Raw genomic sequence first — 4299 nt, forward strand, 5'->3', positions numbered from 1 at the left:
AATCGTTTTTACATTACCAGACAGGTCGTAGCTGTAATATTTGCTGAAGTACGCTTTGGGAATGTGCATTTATCAGGGCGCGCCCGCAATAAGATCATTACAAAAGCCTCTCTGAAAACGCGAGATATCCGTTACACAGAAAGGTATCTGCAAATGGCGGGCCGGGCTATCACTGCAAGTCCTCCGGCTGCATACTTTGCCGTGCGGGCTTTCCGTTCTATCCCTCGCGCGGTGCACGCAGGTGGCATTTCTTCTACAGATCAGGGATAAGGTGCAGCCGTAATTATTTATTACTGCTTTTCCAGCAGGCCTTTCATCACCTGCATCATTTCTTCTTTCTCATGAAGCATGCGCTCGTACAATGTAATTTTTTCCTCGTGCAGCTTCTTCATTTCTTCAATAGGATTAATGTTGAATGTTGCTTGAGGGTTACCAATATAAGCGTCCTTTTCAATGTTGAATGTATTTGCAATAATATTCACCGCCTGTTCTTCGTCAAAATTCTGAAAGGCTTCCACCGGTATTTTCAGTACGGAAGAAATCTGTTGCAGTAATGCAGGCTCTATACTTTCCTTTTGCTCCAGCAATGATATTTTCTTCTGGTTCCAGTCGTCGCCCAGGTCTATTGCCAGAGCATCCTGTTTGATGCCCAGCATCTCGCGGAAGCGTTTTACGTTTCGTCCTTCGTGTATTTTGTTCGCCATACAGATGTGCTTTTTTCTGTTGCGACAAATGTAGGTTTTTAGCCCGGTACCCAACTCGTTTTATTGCAGAAAATGCTTCCGGTAAAATACCTGCCGCCACCGGCGCGCTTTTCGGCCAAAAAAGACTGTTATTTAAGTATTTATGGCAGGTATGGCACAGTAATTGACCCTGACAATTATTTAAAAAACAACCCTGATGAACTCTTACACACAGATCCATGCGCCCCCGCAGGTGGCTTAGCCGTTGCAGATCAATCAAAAACTCAGTCGCAGCCCTGCAGCGCCTTTGCCGGAACACCGGAAAGCTCCCCGTACCCCTGCGGCAAGCTTGCCGGAACACCGGAAACCTTCCCGCACCCCTGCGGCAGCTTTGCCGGAACGCCGGATTGCTTCCTGCACCCCTGCGGCAACCTTGCCGGAACACCGGAAACCCTCCCGCACCCCTGCAGCGGCTTTGCCGGAAAAACTAACTGATAAACCGCAAAAGATGAGCAAACAAAAATTTCATTAAACATTAAAAAATCAGAAGATCATGATCAAAGGAATCGATTTAAGGCTGTTGCGTAATGCAGAGTTTATCCAGTTTTCCAAAGCCGTTTTAAACATTATCGCGGCAAACGACCCCTCCGGTATGCAGGTGATTGCCCAGCACCAGACTTTTGAGAAGGTGGTATCCGCTATCTCCGACCTGTTTGTCACCGCACAGGGCAGTGCCATTACCGCAGCCGTGGAAGCGGCAGATAAAAGAAGGGACACTGCCATATCCGGTATCAGTCTGCTGGTAAATGCCATGATGTACCACTACGACCACAACATGAGCTGGTCCGCAGAAATGCTCAATGAAAACCTGGCTTTGTACGGAACGGGTATTGCGCGCCAGAATTACATGGCAGAAACAGCCTCCATCAGCAATCTTATAGACGACTGGACCCAGAAGCCTCAACTGAATGCAGCGGTAAACCAGCTTTCTCTAGGCGGTTGGCTGGCAGAACTGAAAACAGCCAATACCGAATTCGACAACCTGTATATGAACCGTACCCGCGAGCTGGCCGTAGCCAATCCGGACAATATCCGCGAGAAGCGCATAGAAGCGATCACTGCCTATTATGTGCTGCGCGACAGGCTGGATGCCTACCACACCATCAGCAGCGGGGCCGGGCTATGGGGCAAGACGCACAATGAGATCAATGCGCTCATAGACCAGTACAATGTATTGATTTTAGGCCGCAGCAGTTCCACAGACGAGGCAACAAGCTCGGAGCCTGCCCCGCAGGCGTAATCGTTGGTGTTATGTAGAAAAATAAGCGGTGCAGAACTTTGTTCTGCACCGCTTATGCTTTTAGATGACCTTTGTCACCGCTATCACTAAATCTGAAACACTACCCAGAATCGAAGCATCATTAACTTTGATACACTACCTAATAACTTTATCTAAAACGGCTAACAGATAAAATGAAGAAGCCGCCAGATTGGCGGCTTCTTCATTTTAGTTTACCACAAACCTTGCTTCGTCTTTTCAACTATGTTGTCGTTAAAAAGGGAATCAAATAATGGCTCAATATTCCTATTCATTTTTATGACACCCACTCCCGCAATCCGAATATGGTCTTTATATACAACAACGGTATCATTTATGGAGTTATGCCTATATGTTAGCACATTATACTTGTTGATTGGAAACTTCACATAATAGTCTTTTAACAACCTTCCTTTCGTAAAATAATCTCGATAAATTGTATCAAACATTGTCTTATCTAAGATTTTCACCTTAAGAAGGCTATCACTTTTGATTCCGTGGATACGCGTAGCGATGACCATTGAATCTATCGGAGAAGAATTCTTCAATTCAACTGATTCATTTTCCCTTGTACAGGAATATAAAATAGCTACACCAAAAATGGCTAAAATATTTATTTTCTTCATTAGTCCTCCCCTTTATAAGCTTTATCAAATGGTTTTTCGGCTGCCTTGCCTGGATCTTTTATCACTTCCGCGTTAGGGGCTTTTTTTGCTTCAGTGAACATTTTACCTGGGGTTGTAGCTCCAATAAATCCGTTGGATTCTCGAGCATTTATCTCTTTGCCCGTAGCCAATTCAGCACCATATCCCGCATAATCGGTACAGTTGTTTGATGTTCCGCAGTATTCAGAATTTTGATTTTGATAATCGGACATTTTGTATTGTATATATTGATCAGTTCCTGGATCAGTTTTAAATCTGATTATTCCATCTGGCGGCGACTGTTCCCATTCTGATCCACCCACTTTATCTATAACGCCTAATGGAACAGTCTTTTCGACATATTTAGCGGAAACCCTAGTTGTAGCAGCTTTTTTGCCTTCTTTTAGCATACCTCCGGGGCCTAATTCATAAATAGTGACTGTTCCATCTTTGACAAATTCTGTCTTCATCACCTCTTTTCCATTTTCTTTGACCATTGTTGTAACCTGCTTATAATTCTCAACGGCTAAAGCTGTATGACCTGCAACATCTTTTTTTGTAAGATACGTAATTAAAAATACATCTTTACCGTTTGGATCTATTGCATTGGGATAATTCCCCATCACGTAAGCGTATGGACTTATTGACGGATATTTCTCGGACTTATTATCTGTTTTGGGAGTCCTAAGTATTTGTGTCATCAAATGCCTATCTCCCATATCAATGAAATTTCCTTTTCCGTACACTTCGTCGTCTTTAGGGCTGCCTTGCGCACCCATGCGTGACCAACTATACTCCACGTTCCGTCCTGGCATCATCATCCCACCGGGATAGTAATCGCTTACCTGTGCCAGATCGGCACTCCAGTGGTCGTAGAGCGTGGCTCCAGGACTGGTTTTATACCCCGTTTTACGATCTAACACCGTAGCAAGCACATTTCCCAAATGATCTGTCAGCTCGTAATACCTGCGCCCTAAGTTACGGGTATTATTCAATACTCCCGAATACGTATTGATCGTTCCGTCATATTCCTGCTTCTTACTGCTGCTGATCACATCTGCATACGCATAGCTGTACCACGGTACACGGCTCATCAGCGTGGAGCGCACTGCACCCGCATCCGAAAGGTTCAGCAGGTTTGCCAGCTGCAGACTGTCGTAGCGCTGAACACCCACACGGCTGCTGCCGTAAATATGGTGCTCGCCCAGGCTGATCGTATCTCCGGCCGTTCCATACACGATCGCGCTCGTCATCTCATCCACACTTAGCATACCGCCCGTTACCGCCAGCTTGCCCAGCTCAAAGGCCGTCACATCCTCCTCATCCGTGATCACATCTTCCACATCCGCTGCGCCCGCCTCCAGCACCATATCCGTGATCGCACGCGCAGGTGAGGCATTGTACACAGTGGTCAGCTTATAATCCGGCATCGTCGCTCCCGCAAGCGCGGCACTGCCACCGCTCCAGCCGTCAAAGAAGCTCGCCAATGCCGTCTCATCTGCGTAATTGTTCACCAGCTCACGCAGGCTCACCGTCCACGGTCCGTTGTTGTCGCGCAGTGACGACGAGTTCCACAACATCGGTTCCGCTACCAGCGAACCGTAGAAGGAGGATGCATTCGGTAAGGAATCAATACTGTTCTGAACCACCTGGC

Annotated in this window: 6 protein-coding genes; 3 read left to right on the forward strand and 3 right to left on the reverse strand. The window is 46.5% G+C overall.

What is annotated here, in order from left to right; genetic code table 11:
• Nucleotides 1-270 (forward strand): hypothetical protein (locus ABD846_RS08295; RefSeq protein WP_344825138.1); only part of this gene is annotated, 270 nt, incomplete at its 5' end.
• A gap of 20 nt (nt 271-290) precedes the next feature.
• Here the strand turns inward: ABD846_RS08295 and ABD846_RS08300 are convergent.
• On the reverse strand, nt 291-704 hold the full coding sequence (locus tag ABD846_RS08300) for a helix-turn-helix domain-containing protein (protein ID WP_344825141.1): 414 nt from the start codon (nt 702-704) through the stop codon (nt 291-293).
• Between the two features lie 72 nt (nt 705-776).
• Between ABD846_RS08300 and ABD846_RS08305 the strand changes: the two genes are divergently transcribed.
• Nucleotides 777-1178, forward strand: coding sequence for a hypothetical protein (locus ABD846_RS08305; protein WP_344825144.1), 402 nt, complete (start codon nt 777-779; stop codon nt 1176-1178).
• A gap of 58 nt (nt 1179-1236) precedes the next feature.
• The gene (locus ABD846_RS08310; RefSeq protein WP_344825147.1) at nt 1237-1983 is read left to right on the forward strand and encodes a DUF6261 family protein; all 747 of its coding nucleotides are present in this window, start codon (nt 1237-1239) and stop codon (nt 1981-1983) included.
• A gap of 212 nt (nt 1984-2195) precedes the next feature.
• Here ABD846_RS08310 and ABD846_RS08315 read toward each other — a convergent pair whose 3' ends face one another.
• Entirely contained in the window at nt 2196-2627 is a 432-nt protein-coding gene (locus ABD846_RS08315; protein ID WP_344825150.1) for a hypothetical protein, read from the reverse strand.
• Nucleotides 2627-4299 (reverse strand): hypothetical protein (locus ABD846_RS08320; protein ID WP_344825153.1); only part of this gene is annotated, 1673 nt, incomplete at its 5' end. The genes ABD846_RS08315 and ABD846_RS08320, both read right to left, overlap by 1 nt.

The sequence above is a fragment of the Rurimicrobium arvi genome (assembly GCF_039540495.1).
Classification (GTDB): Bacteria; Bacteroidota; Bacteroidia; order Chitinophagales; family Chitinophagaceae; genus Rurimicrobium; species Rurimicrobium arvi.